The sequence below is a fragment of the Pseudoxanthomonas sp. SE1 genome, assembly GCF_029542205.1.
In the GTDB taxonomy this organism is placed as follows: Bacteria; Pseudomonadota; Gammaproteobacteria; order Xanthomonadales; family Xanthomonadaceae; genus Pseudoxanthomonas_A.
The window spans coordinates 3,654,562-3,669,804 of sequence record NZ_CP113783.1 but is presented as its reverse complement, the minus strand read 5'-3'; the positions used below and the strand labels follow the sequence as shown (position 1 = coordinate 3,669,804).

17 protein-coding genes are annotated in these 15,243 nt (G+C 67.5%); 7 read left to right on the top strand and 10 right to left on the bottom strand.

Annotation, left to right across the window (positions count from 1 at the left end):
- Together OY559_RS17400 and OY559_RS17395 are read right to left on the bottom strand one after the other, a co-directional pair.
- Complete coding sequence (locus OY559_RS17400) at positions 1 to 1,902, bottom strand: EAL domain-containing protein (protein WP_277727543.1); 1,902 nt, start codon at positions 1,900 to 1,902, stop codon at positions 1 to 3.
- An 82-nt stretch (positions 1,903 to 1,984) separates the two neighbouring features.
- A complete protein-coding gene (locus tag OY559_RS17395) occupies positions 1,985 to 2,605 on the bottom strand; it encodes a DUF4126 domain-containing protein (protein ID WP_277727542.1) in 621 nt (206 codons plus the stop codon).
- Between the two features lie 98 nt (positions 2,606 to 2,703).
- Between OY559_RS17395 and OY559_RS17390 the strand changes: the two genes are divergently transcribed.
- The 6 genes from OY559_RS17390 to OY559_RS17365 are packed head-to-tail and all read left to right on the top strand — an operon-like array spanning position 2,704 to position 6,974.
- A complete protein-coding gene (locus OY559_RS17390) occupies positions 2,704 to 3,438 on the top strand; it encodes a DUF6776 family protein (RefSeq protein WP_343228732.1) in 735 nt (244 codons plus the stop codon).
- Between the two features lies 1 nt (position 3,439).
- Positions 3,440 to 3,871, top strand: coding sequence for a bactofilin family protein (locus OY559_RS17385; RefSeq protein WP_277727541.1), 432 nt, complete (start codon positions 3,440 to 3,442; stop codon positions 3,869 to 3,871).
- A 47-nt stretch (positions 3,872 to 3,918) separates the two neighbouring features.
- Positions 3,919 to 4,647: a DUF6776 family protein gene (locus tag OY559_RS17380; RefSeq protein WP_277727540.1), complete on the top strand. Its 729-nt coding sequence runs from the start codon at positions 3,919 to 3,921 to the stop codon at positions 4,645 to 4,647.
- 37 nt (positions 4,648 to 4,684) lie between these two features.
- Positions 4,685 to 5,071, top strand: a complete 387-nt coding sequence (gene erpA, locus OY559_RS17375; RefSeq protein ID WP_277727539.1) for an iron-sulfur cluster insertion protein ErpA — start codon at positions 4,685 to 4,687, stop codon at positions 5,069 to 5,071.
- A 44-nt stretch (positions 5,072 to 5,115) separates the two neighbouring features.
- Positions 5,116 to 6,042 (top strand): NAD(+) diphosphatase, encoded by a 927-nt coding sequence (gene nudC, locus OY559_RS17370; RefSeq protein ID WP_277730041.1) that lies wholly within the window; start codon positions 5,116 to 5,118, stop codon positions 6,040 to 6,042.
- 38 nt (positions 6,043 to 6,080) lie between these two features.
- Positions 6,081 to 6,974 (top strand): hypothetical protein, encoded by an 894-nt coding sequence (locus tag OY559_RS17365; protein ID WP_277727538.1) that lies wholly within the window; start codon positions 6,081 to 6,083, stop codon positions 6,972 to 6,974.
- Between the two features lie 59 nt (positions 6,975 to 7,033).
- Here OY559_RS17365 and OY559_RS17360 read toward each other — a convergent pair whose 3' ends face one another.
- From OY559_RS17360 to OY559_RS17340, 5 genes are all read right to left on the bottom strand, one after another.
- Positions 7,034 to 7,303 carry a CD225/dispanin family protein gene (locus OY559_RS17360; RefSeq protein WP_277727537.1) on the bottom strand — a complete coding sequence of 90 codons (270 nt, stop codon included), beginning with the start codon at positions 7,301 to 7,303 and terminating at the stop codon, positions 7,034 to 7,036.
- Between the two features lie 85 nt (positions 7,304 to 7,388).
- Positions 7,389 to 7,811, bottom strand: a complete 423-nt coding sequence (locus tag OY559_RS17355) for a DUF2752 domain-containing protein (RefSeq protein ID WP_277727536.1) — start codon at positions 7,809 to 7,811, stop codon at positions 7,389 to 7,391.
- Between the two features lie 4 nt (positions 7,812 to 7,815).
- Positions 7,816 to 8,178: a CD225/dispanin family protein gene (locus tag OY559_RS17350; RefSeq protein ID WP_277727535.1), complete on the bottom strand. Its 363-nt coding sequence runs from the start codon at positions 8,176 to 8,178 to the stop codon at positions 7,816 to 7,818.
- Between the two features lie 19 nt (positions 8,179 to 8,197).
- On the bottom strand, positions 8,198 to 8,497 hold the full coding sequence (locus OY559_RS17345; protein WP_277727534.1) for a CD225/dispanin family protein: 300 nt from the start codon (positions 8,495 to 8,497) through the stop codon (positions 8,198 to 8,200).
- 111 nt (positions 8,498 to 8,608) lie between these two features.
- Positions 8,609 to 10,504, bottom strand: coding sequence for an MFS transporter (locus OY559_RS17340; protein ID WP_277727533.1), 1,896 nt, complete (start codon positions 10,502 to 10,504; stop codon positions 8,609 to 8,611).
- Positions 10,505 to 10,647: 143 nt separating this feature from the next.
- Here OY559_RS17340 and OY559_RS17335 point away from each other — a divergent pair, with 143 nt between their 5' ends.
- Complete coding sequence (locus OY559_RS17335) at positions 10,648 to 11,754, top strand: NADH:flavin oxidoreductase/NADH oxidase (RefSeq protein ID WP_277727532.1); 1,107 nt, start codon at positions 10,648 to 10,650, stop codon at positions 11,752 to 11,754.
- A 4-nt stretch (positions 11,755 to 11,758) separates the two neighbouring features.
- On the opposite strand, the gene purD is transcribed toward OY559_RS17335, so the two are convergent.
- The 3 genes from purD to purH form a co-directional block, all read right to left on the bottom strand.
- Positions 11,759 to 13,051 carry a phosphoribosylamine--glycine ligase gene (gene purD, locus OY559_RS17330; RefSeq protein WP_277727531.1) on the bottom strand — a complete coding sequence of 431 codons (1,293 nt, stop codon included), beginning with the start codon at positions 13,049 to 13,051 and terminating at the stop codon, positions 11,759 to 11,761.
- Positions 13,052 to 13,061: 10 nt separating this feature from the next.
- Complete coding sequence (locus OY559_RS17325; protein ID WP_277727530.1) at positions 13,062 to 13,496, bottom strand: hypothetical protein; 435 nt, start codon at positions 13,494 to 13,496, stop codon at positions 13,062 to 13,064.
- Positions 13,497 to 13,585: 89 nt separating this feature from the next.
- Positions 13,586 to 15,172 (bottom strand): bifunctional phosphoribosylaminoimidazolecarboxamide formyltransferase/IMP cyclohydrolase, encoded by a 1,587-nt coding sequence (gene purH / locus OY559_RS17320; RefSeq protein WP_277727529.1) that lies wholly within the window; start codon positions 15,170 to 15,172, stop codon positions 13,586 to 13,588.
- Between the last annotated feature and the right edge of the window lie 71 nt (positions 15,173 to 15,243).

Here is a 15,243-nt window from a genome sequence, read left to right as displayed (position 1 = left end):
TTACAGCACCGCGTTGTGGAAGTCGAAACCGAGTTCGCTGCCGACCGCCTGCACCAGATTGCCCTGGATGAAGTCGACACCGCCCATCCACATGGCCGCTGCGGCCTGGGGATCTTCGATCTGCTGCCCGATCACCTGCAGGCCCTGACGGTGGGCGTTGTCGATGATCCCGCGCAGCTGGTCGCGCAGGACCGGATCGGCGTGGGCGCTGGCGTACTTGCTGGAAACACGCACGAAACCCAGCGGCAGCTGCGTCAGCAGGGCGTCGGCTTCCACCCCGGGCTCGAACTGGCTGAGGCAGAACTGCACGCCTGCCGGCATCAGCTGCTGGCAGAACTGCCGCAGCGTGACGGTATGGATCAGGGCGTCGGACAGGCGCAGGTCGATGACCAGCGACGTGCCCTCGATGCCGCGCGCGCGCAGCGCGTCCAGCAGCCATGGAGCATGCGACTCGCGCGCCAGCGAGCGCGGCGACTGCGAGACGAACAGGCGCAACGACGGTCCCACCGCCTGTCGCTCGGCCAGCACGAACAGCGCGTGTTCCAGCACCCAATGGTCGATCTGCGCGATGCCGCCCGCGAGTTCGGCCGCCGGGATCACCTGCGACGCGGGCAGCAGGGAACCGTCGGGCTGGCGCATGCGCAACAGCACCTGGTATTGCGCCTGGTCGCTGCCGGCCACGGCCACGATCGGCTGGTAGGCCAACTCGAACTGGCCATCCTCCAGCGAGATGCGCGGGGCGTCGTCGTCGACCTGGGCCGGGACGTACTCGGCCAGGCTGTCGGACTTCAGGCGGGCCTGCAACACGGCACGCTCGATCGCCTCCAGCGCGCTGCCGGCGTCGGCGAAGCCGAGGGACAACGCGGTGTAGCCGATCGAGCCGCGAAGCTTGAGCACTTCGTTGGGGCGGGTCTCAAAATCATGCCCGGCCAGCCCGTCGCGCAACTGCTGCGCCAGGGCGGCAAGGGTTGCTTCATCGACGCTGTCGGCCAGCATCAGGAAGCTGTTGTCGTTCAAGCGCGCCACCGGGTGTGGCGACGCAGCGGCAGCCAGCTGGCGCCCGGCCTGGTTCATCAGGTGCTCGAACACCGCATAGCCATAGCGCTCGCGCAGGCTCAGCGCGCTGTTGACCTCGATGAAGAACAGCCCGCCACGTCCCTGCCGCTGCAGCGACTCACCGAGTTGCTGCAGCACGAAGGTGCGGGTGGGCAGGCCCGTATCGGTGTTGAGTGAGGGCCGCGGGGCCTGCTGGGCCTGGCTGCGCTGGCGCGCGCGCTGGATGCGGTTGGACACCGCCGCGATCAGGTGGCGGGGCCGGATGGGCTTGTTGAGGAAGTCGTCCGCGCCGCTTTCCAGGACCTCGAACTGGCGTTCCGGGTCCGGGTCGCCGGTCAGGAACACGATCGGCAGGTGCAGGTATTCCGGCTGCTGCCGGAGCAGCATGGTCAGCGACATGCCATCCCGGCCGGGCATGTGCAGGTCCATCAGCACCAGGTCGGGACGGAAGCGGCGCATGGCATCGAGCAGGCCATCGGACTGCATCTGCACATCGGCCTGCATGCCGGCGCCATGCAGCACGCTCTGGGCGAACAGCGCCTGGCCGCGGTCGTCTTCGACGATCAGCACGCGATAGGGCGATTCCGGATCGACAGGTTCAGGGGGTAATTCAGCAGGCGTCGCGGCGACCGGGGCTCGTGGAGGTACGGATGACGCCGGCGGCTCGGGGGGTGTGGAGGACTGGCTGGTCATCTCGACGGGCTCTCCGGCTCCGGGTTCGGCCGCGTCTTCGGGGGCGGCATCGTCCACCCAACGGCGCCAATAATGTGCCGGCGGGGTTTCTGCGCGCAGGCGCGAGCGTGAAGGCTCATCCTGCGGGCGGGATGTGGAATCGATGGCGGACATCAGGCTTCCCCAAGCTGAGCCCCATTATGCGACGAAGTTCACGGGTGAGGCAGACCCATGATCCCCGATGCGCCGACGCCTGTCACGGGCCGGAGGTCGGGGGCGATACGGGAGCTGAAGGCGCTGGCTGCAGCAAGCGTTTCAGTCCGCGCGACACGCTGCGCCAGACCCACCAGACCGCCAGCGCGATGAGCAGCGACACACCGATCACAAGGAACAACGCAATCCAGGGGTGCGCAAAGGCCATCGCGAGGCCGCCCACGACCACGGCGTCTTCCGCCACCGAGGCGGTCCAGTTGCTGACCGGCTCTGGCGAGGTGTTCATCAGGGCACGTGAGCCGCTCTTCAGCAGGTGGCTGGTGAGCGCCACGCCGGCGCCCGCCGCCAGCGCCCCGCCACTGAGCTGGCCATCCGGGGACAGGGTGGCGGCGGCGAGGAACGCGCCTGCTGGCACCCGGGCCAGGGTCTGCAGCAGGTCCCAGCCGGAGTCCACGCCCGGGATCTTGTCGGCGAAGAATTCGGTCAGCGCCAGCGCTCCGGAGGTCCCCAGCACCCACCAGGATTCGGTCACCTGCAAGGCGGGCGGCAGATCCAGCCAGCCCAGCGCGCCGGCGAGGCCCAGCCCGAAAACGGTGAGATAGACGCGGATCCCGGCCATCCATGCCAACAGGATCCCAATTACGAAAAGATGCGCTTCGGACATGCCGGCTACTCCCGTTAGACTCATGGGCTCGCGCCACTGCGGCGAGTATAGGGGTCCCGTCTGGCTGCCGGCTGAGCGCCGCATGCCGTATGTCCGCCATGTCTGCACCTGCTCCATCTCGCTTCAGGGTTGTGCCGCGTGACGCGGCTGTGCGTCGTCGTGGAGCCTCCCTGCTGTTCGGCCTGGCGTGGGCGGGCAGTCTGGCGGTCATGTGGTTCGCCGCCAGCTACACCGCCGCGCCGCGATTGGCGAAGGCCGATGCCAATCGCATACAGGCGGAACGTGAACTGGCCGTGGTGCGTGGCGAACTGCGCAGCCTGCGCCAGCGCGAGTCCACGCTGACCCGCTCCGATCAGATCAGCCGCGCGGCCAATGCCGAAGTGCAGGATGCGCTCGCCGAACGCGATGAAGAGATCGCCGCGTTGCGTGCCGATGTGGCGTTCTATGAGCGTCTGGTCGGTTCGACCAGCCAGCGCAAGGGCCTGAGCGTGCATGTGGCCGAATTCGCACCTGAGGCGGGCGGCACCTGGCGTTACCAGATCATGCTGACGCAGACGCTGAACCGGGGTGCGATCAGCCAGGGCCAGATGCGCTTCGCCGTGGAGGGCGTGCGTGAAGGCAAGCTGGCCGCGGTGCAGTGGGACGAACTGCACCAGCAACGCAGCGCGCCGGGACAGACCTACTCTTTCCGATATTTCCAGCAGTTGGATGGCAACGTGATGCTGCCGCCCGGGTTCACGCCACAGCGCGTCAAGGTGACGCTGGATGGCGGAGACGCGGCGGTGGAGCAGGCCTTCGACTGGAAGACCGCCACAGCCGCAGGAGGCAAGTGAGATGTTCAAGACCAAGCCCATCCGCCCCGACGTGGGCGCCATCGACACGCTCATCGGGCCGCAGGTCACCATCCGTGGCGACGTGGTGTTCAGTGGTGGTCTGTACGTGGAAGGCCATATCCAGGGCAAGGTCATCGCCGAGACCGGCGAGCGCGCCGTGCTGACGCTGGCCGAGCAGGGCAGCATCGAAGGCGAAGTGCAGGTGCCGGTGGTGGTCATCAACGGCCGCATGACCGGCGATGTGCACGCCTTCGACCGGATCGAACTGGCCGCAAAGGCCCGCGTGCAGGGCAACGTGCACTACAAGGTCGTCGAGATGAGCGCGGGCGCGCAGTTGACCGGGCGCCTGGTGCATGCGGATGCCCTGCCTGCGGGCTTGCCGTCGCATGACGGTGCCGCCTTGCCGGAAGCGTGGGCCACGGCCGACGCCTGACGGGGGCATTCAGAGCCCGCTGGGATCGGCCGCGCTATCCTGCGGCCATGAATCCCCAGCCCGTACCGCCAAGTGTGCCGCCGCCCCGGCTGGTGGGGTGGCCGGTGTTGATCGCCGTGTTGGCGATGGCGCTTTCGTTTGGCGGCTGGGGTCTGTGGGAAGTGTTCGCGCGTCATGCGGGCGAGGCTCCCACGGCCGCCCAGTCGCGCGAGCAGCAACGGCGCATCGAGATGCTGGAGCAGCGAAGCGCCACGCTGGCACGCTCGGACCAGATCAGCCGCGACGCCAACCGCGACCTGCAGGCGACGCTGTCCGAACGCGACGAGGAAATCGCCGGCCTGCGCGCCGATGTGGCCTTCTACGAACGTTTCGTCGGCGCCACCGCACAGCGCCGTGGCCTGTCCGTGCACGAGCTCACGCTGCAGCCGCAGGACGAGCAGGCGTGGCACTTCACCGCCACGCTCACCCAGAACCTCAATCGCGGTGCCGTGAACGCCGGCCGCCTGCTGGTATCGGTGGAGGGCACCGAGGCGGGCAAGCTGCGCCGCCTGGGGTGGGCCGATCTGCGGCAGCAGCCCAACGCGCCCGGCGTGCCGTATTCGTTCAAGTACTTCCAGCAGGTCGAAGGCGATCTGCTGCTGCCGCCGGGCTTCAAGCCCGTCCGTGTGATCGCCCGTGTGGTGCCGCAGAGCGGCGCCGCCGTCGAGCAATCGTTCCCGTGGGCGCAGGCGGCGGCCAAGGAAGGCGCGGGCGAAGGCAGCACCGGCACACGTTGAGCTTGAACTGCCTCCCGCGAGCCCCCATTCTTCCGCCATGACCACTGTCGTTTCACTGCCGACCGCAGCCGCCGTCCCGGACTACCAGTCCATCGACCGGCCGCTGAACTTCACGCCTGCCGCGGCGGCCAAGGTGCGCGAGCTGGTCCAGGAGGAAGGCAACGATGCCCTGGCCTTGCGCGTCTATATCCAGGGCGGCGGCTGTTCGGGCTTCCAGTACGGGTTCGAGTTCGACGAGAACCGTGCCGACGACGATGTAGCCGTGGATACCGATGGCGTGTCGCTGCTGGTCGATCCGCTGAGCCTGCAATACCTGATGGGCGCGGAAGTGGATTACAGCGAAAGCCTGCAGGGCGCGCAGTTCGTCATCCGCAATCCCAACGCCAAGACCACCTGCGGCTGCGGCAGCAGTTTCAGCATGTGAATGACGGCCTGCCGCGTTCCGTGACAGGTCCCGTCTCCTCCACCATGCCGCTTACCGGCTTCGCCTTCGCGGGCGATACGCTGGATCGCGCCGACGCGCTGCGCGACGACACCGATGCGCTGACCGCATTGTGGCCGGCCGCCCGCGTGATGCTGCTGGACGATGACGGGCGCGCCATGGTCGACATGGACGGTGCGCTGCTTGCAGCTGAAGGTGCGTCGCTCGGCGGGGGGCCGGGCGCGAGCCTGTTCCTGGGGCTGAAGGATGGCGTGGCATGGTTCGCCGCGCATGCCCGGCATCATGCGGTGCAGGCGCCGTCATGGCTGGATCTGCGGCGCGCGGCCGCCGCGTGGCCCGCCTTCACGTCCGGCGTGTTCGCCATGGCGCGGGCGCTGTTGCACTGGCAATCGTCTACAAGATTCTGCAGCGCCTGCGGCGGCGCCATCACGTTCCGCCGCGCCGGTTACATCGCCCATTGCACGCAGTGCGGAAAGGATCACTATCCGCGCGTGGATCCTGCCGTCATCGTGGCGGTCAGCGATGGCGAGCGCCTGCTGCTGGGTCGGCAGGCATCCTGGCCGCCGCGTCGCTACTCGGTCATTGCGGGTTTCGTGGAACCCGGCGAGACGCTGGAGCAGACCGTTGTCCGCGAGGTACTCGAAGAGACGCAGGTGCGGGTACGCGATTGCCGCTATCTCGGCGCACAGCCGTGGCCGTTCCCGGGCGCGCTGATGCTGGGCTTCTGCGCCGATGCAGAACCGGATCCGCCCCAGGTCGATGGCGAACTCGAGGACGCGCGCTGGTTCACGTTCGACGAGATCGATGCGGCACTCGCGGGTGGAGACGACAAGGCCGGCGATGGGTTGCTGCTGTCGCCGTCCATCTCGATCGCCCGCGCGCTGATAGAACACTGGCATGCCGGCATGCGCGCGGCACGCTACGCCAGGATCCCCGACAAGACCGGGCATTAACAGGCAGCCGCGCTAGAATCCCGGCTCGGAGGAACTGCATGTCGATCACGCTTGTCGCCGTCGTGCTTGCGCTGGTGCTGGGGCATGTCGCACCCACGCTGGTCGCGGCGTTCCGCCAGTACGCATGGTATGGCGCATGGTTGCGCTGGCTGGGTGAGCGTTCCGGCGGTGCGGGCGTCTGGCAGGCGCGCTTCGGCGTTGCGCTGGCCATCGTGCCGGTGTTGCTGGTGGTCACCGTGCTGCAATGGATGCTCGACAGTCCTCTGTACGGGTTGCCGGGCCTGCTGTTCGATATCGTGGTCCTGGTCTATGCCTGGGGTCCACGGGACCTGGATGTGGATGTCGAGGCCGTCATCGATGCGCACGATGCACCCACCCGTCGCGCCGCGATCGCACGGCTCGGTCTGACCGGCGAAGCAGCGGCGCTGGATGGGCCCGCGCTGGTGGAGGCGGTGTTCGTCAACGCCATGCAGCGCTGGTTCGGCGTGCTGTTCTGGTTCCTGTTGCTGGGCCCGGTCGGCGCGGTGCTCTACCGCCTGTCGGTGCTGGCGACGCAGGGCGAATGGGCCTCGGCGTTGCCCGAAGAGAATCGCCTCGGCGCGCGCGCGGTCAAGACCGCGCTGGACTGGCCGGTCGCGCAGTTGATGACGCTGGCGATGGCGCTGGTGGGCAATTTCGATACGGTATTCACGGCCTGGCGCGAAGCCGGCGGCACGCGCTTGCGGCTTGATACCGGATTCCTCGGCTATGCCGCACGTGCCAGCGTGCGCTGCGAACTGGCCGAGGAAGCGGAGGAATATGCCGAGGAAGGCATGGTGCAGGCCATGCGCGAACTGCCCGAACTGCGCGACGCGATGAGCCTGGTCTGGCGCATCCTGCTGCTGTGGCTGGCACTGCTCGCGGTGTTCGTGATCGGTGGCTGGGTCAGCTGACGATCGCGAATAAAAAAGCCCGCAGAAGCGGGCCTTTTCTCGCTTTGACGTAGTGCCCCTTACTGGGACATTGCTGCCATGCCGCCCATCGCGAAGATGAAGATGATGTAGAGCACCACCAGCGACACGCCCGCGATCGCGGACCACATGGCCCACTTCTTCGCCTTGTCCGATGCCTCCTGCGCACCTGCCATGTCGCCCACGGCCAGTTTGCCGTTGACTTGGGCGGCGAACACGATCGAAACGATGCCGAGCGGCAGGCAGCAGAACAGGGTGGAGAGGATCGCCCACACAAGATGGTTGGGGACGTACTGCGAATTCGTGTTCATGTGCTTGGCTCCTTGAGGATGTTGAAAGTTTGGGACGGTGGAAGCGTAGGTGGACGGTGAGCGCAAGGCCAGCGTGCAACAGGTGTCAGCCCGGCGCCAACCAGGTGAACGGTATCCACGGCAGGTTGCGGAGAACCCAGAATCCCGAGAGCAAAAGCAGCCACAGGACAGGGGACGAGACGCGCTGCACGAACGGATGGAGCCACGCGGGACGCCAGCCCAGCGACCAGGCCGCCAGTACCGGAAGGAGCGGCAGCACGGACACCAGCAGGGGGTTCATGGAGAACGCCTTGCCTACCTCGCCGTGCACCAGCGCGTGGAGCGCGCGGGTGGCACCGCAACCCGCGCAGTAGAAGCCGGTGAGGGTTCTGAACAGGCAGGCAGGAAAAGGATTGCCGACCGCGTTGGGGTCGAATGTGCGCAGCAGCCAGACCCCAGCCGCCAATGCCGCCACGCCTGCCAGACCGGCAATGGCGATGCCGGCACGCTGTAGGGACGCACGCGTCATGGCGTCAACGCTGCCGCTGTGCCTGCTCAACAGCTTCCCGGAACATCACTTCGAACTGGTCGATGCCGCCGGCACTGTGGATGCTCCAGGCCAGATACACGACGCACAGCAAGGCGAACCCCACCGTCACCCAGCAAAGGATCTTTGCCACGGTGGCAGCGCTGCGCGCACCGGCCAGGTCGCCCTGACGCAGCTTGCTGTTGACCTGGGTGGAAAAAAAGATGGCAATGGCGCCCGGAATGGCGCCCAAACCGCAGCACGTGCAGAACGTCGCGAAGGCGGCGATCACGGTGACGGCAATCGACCAGCCCAGATGGTTCGGGATGTTCTGGGGAGCGGCGTCTGGAAGAGGAGGCATCGCATTCATCTGGAGATTCCTGTGGGCTTCAGCCGCTCAGTCCGCCCAGCAGACTGACACCGCCAATGAAAAAAACGAACAACAGGTACAGGACCAACGGCACCAGCGCGCAGGCCGCGGATACCAGCGCCCATAGTTTGGCTTTGCTCGACGCGTCCAGCGCCCCCGCCAGATCGCCGGCGGCGCGCTTGCCGTCCACCTGCGCGGCGAACACGATGGAGACGATGCCCAGCGGCAGGCAGCAGAACAGCGTGCTCAAGATGGCCCACACCAGATGATTGGGCACAAAGGGCGCGTGCTGCGACGGCAGCGGCGGCGTGGCACTCATGGTGGTCTTCCGAAGGCAGGTGAAACGGCGTTGATGTTCTCGGCAGGCGACAACGTCATGCCCCTGCAGTCCCCCCGATAGACTAACCGAGCGGCAGGATCGGCGAAACCATCACGCCGCATCCCCGCGCAGCGCGCGTACCCGCGCCTCCAGGACCTCGGCGGTCACGGCGGTGCCCTCCAGCGGCTCGCTGGCCACCACCTCCACGTGCGCGCGGAAACGGCGGGGCACGCGCATGCGCCCCATCCGGGTATCGCGATGGCTCCACATGCTGGCCCACATTCCCTTCAGCGCCATGGGCACGACGGGCACGGGGCGGCGCTCCAGGATCTTCTCCACGCCGGACTTGAACGCAGCTATCCCGCCATCCTTCGTCAGCGCGCCTTCGGGGAAGATGCCGACGATCTCGCCCGCCGCCAGCGCCGCGTCGATCTCCTCGAATGCACGCCGCATCAATTCCGGGTTCTCCCGCGCGCCGGCAATCGGGATGGCCTTGGCCGTACGGAAGATCCAGCTCATCACCGGGATCTGGAAGATCCTGTAGTACATGACGAAACGCACCGGTCGGGGAATCGTCGCGGCCAGGATCAGTGCATCCATGTAGCTGACGTGGTTGCAGACGATCAATGCGGGGCCTTCGTCCGGCACGTGCTTCTCGATGCCATGCAGGCGCAGCCGGTACAGCGCGCGCACGAGCAGCCAGCTGAGGAACCGCATCAGGAACTCGGGCACGATCGTGAAGATCCAGATCGCGACCAGCGCATTGGCGATGGCCAGCGCCAGGAAGATCTGAGGACCGCTCCAGCCCAGCGCATGCAGGCCCAGGCCGACCAGCGCGGCCAGCACGATGAAGCCCGAGTTTTGGATGTTGAGCGCGGCGAACACGCGCGCCATCCGCGAGTTCGCCGTGCGGCTCTGGATCAGCGCGAACAGCGGCACCACGAAGATGCCGGCGAACATGCCGATGCCGACCAGGTCGATCATGATCCGCACGCTGCCGGCCTGGCGGACGAACTCGGCCACGCCCAGACCGGCGGCGGGTGCGGCGGCCGGCCGGGCGAAGTAGAGATCGAGCAGGAATGCCGTCATGCCGAACGCGCCCACCGGCACCAGGCCGATCTCGACGGTGCGGCCGGACAGCTTCTCGCACAGCAGCGAGCCCACGCCCGTGCCGACCGAAAACAGCGCCAGCGCGAACACGTACAGCGTCGACGAACCGTCGGCCGCGCCGAGGTGCAACTTCGCGTAGGCCGGCAGCTGCGAGGTCAGCAACGTGCCGAAGAACCAGAACCACGACACGCCGAGGATGGCGTTGCGCACGGCCAGCTGCTGCTTGGCCATGCGCAGCACGGCCAGCGATTCCGGGATCGGGTTCCAGCGGATGACCAGGTCGGGCGCGCCCGCGTCCATGCGCGGGATCAGTCGCGATACGACGTTGCCGAGCACGGCGAGCAGCACGATGGCGATGGCGGCCGCCTGCGGCCCGTACGCCCCGGCCACCTGGAAGATCATGCCGCCGGCGATCATGCCGCACAGGATCGAGATCGACGTGCCCATCTCGACCAGCCCGTTGCCGCCCGTCAGTTCCTCCGGCTTGAGGATCGAGGGCAGCACGGAGTACTTCACCGGCCCGAACAGCGTTGACTGCACGCCGGTGCAGAACAGCGCGACCAGCAGGATCGGCATGTTCTGCAGCAGGAAGCCCACCGCCGCCAACGACATGATGACGATTTCCATCGTCGTGGTGATCACGATCAGCCGGTGCTTCTCGAGCTTCTCCGCGAACTGGCCTGCGATGGCCGAGAACAGGAAGTAGGGCAGGATGAAGATGGCCGGCGCCAGCGTGGCGTACAGCGAGAGTTCGCCATCGCTGGCGCCCAGGAAGAACAGCAGCGCGATGATCGCTTGCCGATACACGTTGTCGTTGAAGGCGCCCAGCGCCTGGACGGTAAAGTACGGCAGGAACCGTCGTTGTTTCAGCAGCGAGAACTGGCTGTAGCTGGACATGCGCCCTCCATGGGTTGCGCGAAGCCTAGCAAATCGCGATGGCGATGCGAGCCGATGCGCCCGACAGTGTTCCGTCGGTGGCGTTGAAGGGTGGTGGAGGCGGGGGGATAGTGGCGGCCCCACGTCGTCCGGTTTGTTCCTCCATGAGTCGCCTGTTCTCGCCCCTCGATCTGGGGCCGCTGTCGCTTGCCAACCGCATCGTCATCGCGCCGATGTGCCAGTACTCCTCCGAACAAGGCCGTGCCACCGACTGGCATGCTTTCCATTGGCCGAACCTGGCCCAGTCCGGTGCCGGGCTGGCGATCATCGAAGCGACTGCGGTCGACCCGCGTGGGCGCATCAGCTGGGCCGACCTCGGCTTGTGGGATGACACGACCGAAGCCGCGTTCGCCAGGGCGCTGGCAGCGACGCGCCGCTACTCCTCCATGCCGATCGGCGTGCAGCTGGCGCACGCCGGGCGAAAGGCGTCCACGCATCGTCCCTGGGATGACCATGGTGCGCAGATCGCGCCGGATGCACCGCATGGCTGGCAGACGGTGTCCGCATCGCCGCTCGCCTACAGCGAAGGCCAGCATCCGCCGCTGGCGTTGGACCAGGCGGGCATCGATGCCATCGTCGCCGCGTTCGCCGACAGTGCGCAGCGTGCGGTACGGCTGGGTCTGGACCTGATCGAGATCCATGCCGCGCATGGCTATCTGCTGCACCAGTTCCTGTCGCCGCTCAGCAACCGGCGCGAGGATGCATATGGCGGCACGCTGGAAAACCGCATGCGCCTGGTGCTGCAGGTGTTCGATGCGATCAAGGCGGCGGTGCCCGGCACGATGGCCGTCGGCATCCGCATTTCCGCCACCGACTGGATGGAGGGCGGCTGGGACCTGGCGCAGAGCATCGCGCTGGCGAAGGCGCTCGACGCACGCGGTTGCCACTTCATCCATGTCTCCAGCGGCGGCCTGCATCCCGCGCAGAAGATCACCCTTGAGCCGGGTTACCAGGTGCCGTTCGCGGCGGCGATCAAGCAGCAGGTGGCGATGCCGGTGATCGCGGTAGGCCTGATCACCGAGCCGAAACAGGCCGAAGAGATCCTGCTGCAGGACCGGGCAGATGCCATCGGGCTTGCACGCGGCATCCTGTACGACCCGCGCTGGCCATGGCACGCCGCCGCGGCGCTGGGCGCAAGGATCGCGGTCGCGCCGCAGTACCTGCGCAGCGCGCCGCGCGAGTACGCGGCGAGCTTCGTGCAGGCGCGTTAGCCGGTCAGGCGCCCACGCGTTCGCGCGCGATCGCGCGCCAGCCGATGTCGGAGCGGTGGAACTCGTTCGTCCAGCGCACCTTGTCCACGCCGGCATAGGCGTTGCGCTGTGCGTCGGACACCGAGTCGCCGAGCGCCGCGACGCACAGCACGCGCCCCCCTGCACTGACGACGCGGCCTTCCGCATCCAGCGCCGTCCCGGCATGGAAGACCTTGGCCGTCGCGGGGACTTCGTCCAGTCCGGCGATCACGTCGCCGGTCCGCGGCGTGTCCGGATACGGCGACGCGGCCATCACCACGCCGAGAGACGGACGCGGGTCCCACTGCGCCTCGGTCACGTCGAGCCGGCCGTCGATGGCGGCTTCGACCAGGTCCACCAGATCGGATTGCAGACGCAGCATCACCGGCTGCGTCTCGGGGTCGCCGAAGCGCACGTTGAACTCGATCACCTTCGGCGCACCGCGGTCGTCGATCATGAGGCCCGCGTAGAGAAAGCCGGTGAACGGCACGCCGTCCGCGATCATGCCCTGCACGGTGGGATTCACCACCTCGCGCATCACGCGCGCATGCACCTCGGGCGTGACCACCGGCGCGGGCGAATAGGCGCCCATGCCGCCCGTGTTGGGGCCGGTGTCGCCATCGCCGACGCGCTTGTGGTCCTGGCTGGTCGCCATGGGTAGCGCGGTGGTGCCGTCGACCATCGAGATGAAGCTGGCCTCCTCACCTTCCAGGAATTCCTCGATCACCACGCGCGCACCGGCATCACCGAACGCGTTGCCCGACAGCATGTCGCGCACCGCCGCTTCCGCTTCCTGCAATGTCATCGCCACGATGACGCCCTTGCCAGCCGCCAGGCCGTCGGCTTTCACGACGATGGGCGCGCCCTTCTCGCGGACATACGCGAGTGCCGCCTCCACCTCGGTGTGCACCGCATAGAACGCGGTCGGAATACCATGGCGTGCAAGGAAGTCTTTCGCGAATGCCTTGCTGCCTTCCAGCTGCGCGGCGGCAGCGGTGGGGCCGAAGATGCGCAGGCCGGCCAGGCGGAACCGGTCCACCACGCCCGCCACCAGCGGCACCTCGGGGCCGACGACGGTCAGGCCGATGCCTTCTGCCTGCACCAGCGCCAGCAGGCCTTCGATGTCGGTGACCTTGATGGCCGCGTTGCGGCACTTGGCCTCGGTCGCGGTGCCGGCGTTGCCGGGCGCCACGATCACCTCGTCCACGCGCGGCGACTGCGCCAGCTTCCACGCCAGCGCGTGCTCGCGACCGCCGGAACCGATGACCAGGACTTTCAAGGGGTATTCCTCATGGTTGGGCCGGCGCATCCGTCGGCGGTGCCGCGCATGCGCGCGCGGGGAGTTCGACATCGAAGAAAACGGCGTCGTGACGGTCGACGAAACGTCGCACCAGGATGGCATCGGTGTCGACCAGCGGCTTGATCGCCGGTTGCGTGCACAACTCGCGCAGTGCGACCTGCTCGCTTTCCTTCAGCGTGTCGAAACCGGGGGCTTCGCGTGTTCTGGCGGCGCTCCCCTTCGGACTGCGGACCAGCAGCACCAGGCGATCGCCCTCGATGGCGACCGATTCGGTCACCAGATCCTCGAAGTAGGGTGCGGGCAACGTGGCCGCGACCTTCGTGCGCGCCTCCTGCAGGCTCGCCTGCGTGTCTGCGCAGCCGGCAAGCGCGAGGACGACGAGCGCCGTGGCGGGCGTGGCGGCAAAGGCGCGAAGGACTTTCATGGCCGTGGTGATGCTCCGTGCTGGTCAACGAGCGGAGAAGGTTGCCGAGCCGATGATGGCCGCCAGGGCGGCATCATCGTGCGCTGTCTTCAGTGGCGGAAGTGCCGCACGCCGGTAAACACCATCGCGATGCCGTGCTCGTCGGCCGCGGTGATGACCTCGCCGTCGCGCATCGAACCGCCGGGCTGGATCACCGCCTTGATGCCGGCGGCCGCCGCGGCGTCGATGCCGTCGCGGAACGGGAAGAACGCATCGCTGGCCATCACCGAACCTTCGACCACTAGGTTCGCGTCGGCCGCCTTGATGCCGGCGATGCGCGCGGAGTACACGCGGCTCATCTGGCCGGCACCGACGCCGATGGTGCGGTGGTCCTTCGCGTAGACGATGGCGTTGGATTTCACGAACTTCGCCACCTTCCACGCGAACAGCAGGTCGGTGAACTGCGCATCGGTCGGCGCGAGTTTCGTGACCACCTTGAGCTCGTCGCGCGTCACCACGCGGTCGTCGGCGGTCTGCAGCAGCAGGCCGGAGCCGACGCGCTTGGTATCGATGAAGCCGGTCGATGCCGGCGCCAGCGGAATGCGCAGCACGCGCACATTGGCCTTCTTCGCCGCGTAGTCGAGCGCGGCGGGCTCGTAGTCCGGCGCGATCAGCACCTCGACGAACTGGCGGTCGAGGATCACTTTGGCCGTCGCGGCATCCAGTGTGCGGTTGAAGGCGATGATGCCGCCGAACGCGCTGGTCGGGTCGGTGGCGTAGGCGAGTTCGTAGGCATCGCCGCAGGCCACGCCGACTGCCACGCCGCAGGGGTTGGCGTGCTTGACGATCACGCAGGCCGGCGCGTCGAACTGGCGCACGCATTCCCATGCCGCATCGCTGTCGGCGATGTTGTTGTAGCTAAGCTCCTTGCCCTGCAGCTGCGTGAACGTCGCCAGCGAACCGGGCGCCGGATACAGGTCGCGGTAGAACGCGGCCTGCTGGTGCGGGTTCTCGCCGTAGCGCAGGTCCATGACCTTGACGAAGCTGCCGTTGGCCTGCGCCGAGAACGCCGCGCGCACCGGTACGTCGCCCGAGGTGTCGGTGACCGCGGACAGGTAGTTGCTGATGGCGGCGTCGTACTGGGCCACGCGGTTGAACGCGGCCACCGACAGCGCGAAGCGCGTCTGCGCGGAAAGGGCGCCGTCATTCGCGTCGAGCTCGCGCACGATGCCGTCGTACTGCGACGGGTCCGTGGCCACCGCCACGCGGGCGAAGTTCTTCGCCGCCGAACGCAGCATGGCGGGGCCGCCGATGTCGATGTTTTCCACCGCGTCGGCCAGCGTGCAGTCCGCCTTCGCGGTGACCGACTCGAACGGATACAGGTTCAGTACCAGCAGGTCGATCGTACCGATGCCATGCTCGGCCATCACGGCGTCGTCGGTGCCGGCACGGCCCAGCAGGCCGCCATGGACCATCGGGTGCAGCGTCTTGACGCGGCCATCCATCATTTCCGGGAATCCGGTGACCTCGGCCACATCGCGCACGGACAGGCCGGCGTCACGCAATGTCCTGGCAGTGCCGCCGGTGGACAGCAATTCGACATTGCGGGCAGCGAGGGCACGGGCCAGGTCAAGCAGGCCGGTCTTGTCGGAAACGGACAGCAACGCCCGGCGCACGGGCTGGAAATCGAGGGTCATGGGGACGGTGGTACGGATCGGGGCGCGAATTATAACGCGCCGCACCATCACGCCCGGCCCCGGCCGGACAG

Bases quoted from the DNA above. Each gene is read 5' to 3' on its own strand.
- OY559_RS17400 (WP_277727543.1), bottom strand. From the start codon at position 1,902: ATGTCCGCCATCGATTCCACATCCCGCCCGCAGGATGAGCCTTCACGC.
- OY559_RS17395 (WP_277727542.1), bottom strand. From the start codon at position 2,605: ATGTCCGAAGCGCATCTTTTCGTAATTGGGATCCTGTTGGCATGGATG.
- OY559_RS17390 (WP_343228732.1), top strand. From the start codon at position 2,704: ATGTCTGCACCTGCTCCATCTCGCTTCAGGGTTGTGCCGCGTGACGCG.
- OY559_RS17385 (WP_277727541.1), top strand. From the start codon at position 3,440: ATGTTCAAGACCAAGCCCATCCGCCCCGACGTGGGCGCCATCGACACG.
- OY559_RS17380 (WP_277727540.1), top strand. From the start codon at position 3,919: ATGAATCCCCAGCCCGTACCGCCAAGTGTGCCGCCGCCCCGGCTGGTG.
- erpA (WP_277727539.1), top strand. From the start codon at position 4,685: ATGACCACTGTCGTTTCACTGCCGACCGCAGCCGCCGTCCCGGACTAC.
- nudC (WP_277730041.1), top strand. From the start codon at position 5,116: ATGCCGCTTACCGGCTTCGCCTTCGCGGGCGATACGCTGGATCGCGCC.
- OY559_RS17365 (WP_277727538.1), top strand. From the start codon at position 6,081: ATGTCGATCACGCTTGTCGCCGTCGTGCTTGCGCTGGTGCTGGGGCAT.
- OY559_RS17360 (WP_277727537.1), bottom strand. From the start codon at position 7,303: ATGAACACGAATTCGCAGTACGTCCCCAACCATCTTGTGTGGGCGATC.
- OY559_RS17355 (WP_277727536.1), bottom strand. From the start codon at position 7,811: ATGACGCGTGCGTCCCTACAGCGTGCCGGCATCGCCATTGCCGGTCTG.
- OY559_RS17350 (WP_277727535.1), bottom strand. From the start codon at position 8,178: ATGAATGCGATGCCTCCTCTTCCAGACGCCGCTCCCCAGAACATCCCG.
- OY559_RS17345 (WP_277727534.1), bottom strand. From the start codon at position 8,497: ATGAGTGCCACGCCGCCGCTGCCGTCGCAGCACGCGCCCTTTGTGCCC.
- OY559_RS17340 (WP_277727533.1), bottom strand. From the start codon at position 10,504: ATGTCCAGCTACAGCCAGTTCTCGCTGCTGAAACAACGACGGTTCCTG.
- OY559_RS17335 (WP_277727532.1), top strand. From the start codon at position 10,648: ATGAGTCGCCTGTTCTCGCCCCTCGATCTGGGGCCGCTGTCGCTTGCC.
- OY559_RS17325 (WP_277727530.1), bottom strand. From the start codon at position 13,496: ATGAAAGTCCTTCGCGCCTTTGCCGCCACGCCCGCCACGGCGCTCGTC.
- purH (WP_277727529.1), bottom strand. From the start codon at position 15,172: ATGACCCTCGATTTCCAGCCCGTGCGCCGGGCGTTGCTGTCCGTTTCC.